Origin of the sequence: Aeromonas sp. HMWF014, from assembly GCF_963878295.1 — a bacterium.
Lineage (GTDB): Bacteria > Pseudomonadota > Gammaproteobacteria > Enterobacterales > Aeromonadaceae > Aeromonas > Aeromonas popoffii.
Window position 1 is genome coordinate 2878 of sequence record NZ_CAWNYS010000154.1, and the last position, 585, is coordinate 3462.

Annotated in this window: 1 protein-coding gene; it reads left to right on the top strand. The window is 55.9% G+C overall.

The window, feature by feature from the left end; genetic code table 11:
* A partial coding sequence (locus AAC083_RS06180) for a metal-dependent hydrolase (RefSeq protein WP_258224616.1) occupies positions 1–432 on the top strand: 432 nt, incomplete at its 5' end.
* Positions 433–585 lie beyond the last annotated feature (153 nt).

The window sequence follows — 585 nt, forward strand, 5'->3', positions numbered from 1 at the left end:
TACGGCCATGTCTTTGGCCACCGCGGCTTTACCCACTCATTGCTGTTCGCCTTTGCCTTGCCCACGCTGGCCATGCTGTTTCACCGCCAATTTCGGGCCAGAGCCGCCACCGTCTGGTCGTTTCTGTTGGTGTCGCTGCTCTCCCACAGCCTGCTCGATTCCCTCACCACCGGCGGCAAGGGGGTTGGCTGGCTCTGGCCGTGGCGTGATGAGCGTTTCTTCGCCCCCTGGCAGGTTATCCGGGTCGCCCCCTTCAAGCTGGAGGCCTATCTCACCGCCCGAGGCGAGGCGGTGATCCTCTCCGAGCTCTACTGGGTCTGGCTGCCGGGGGTTGTGCTGATGCTGGCGTTGATGGGATTGCGGGTGTGGGGAAGGGAATGGTCGACGGACTTAGTTGATTACTACAAGATGACCTCAAAATTTTTTACATGAGGTGTTAAAGCACCTCATGTAATACGTGATTATGTCACAGCCTAAATTGCTTTTTAATTAGTTTGGCCCTTTGTTGCGTAGTATCTTTGCTTTAGTCACTAGATCTTGCAGTGCGGGAGCATCGCTGGTGCCAAAGCGTTGGATTAGCTCGTC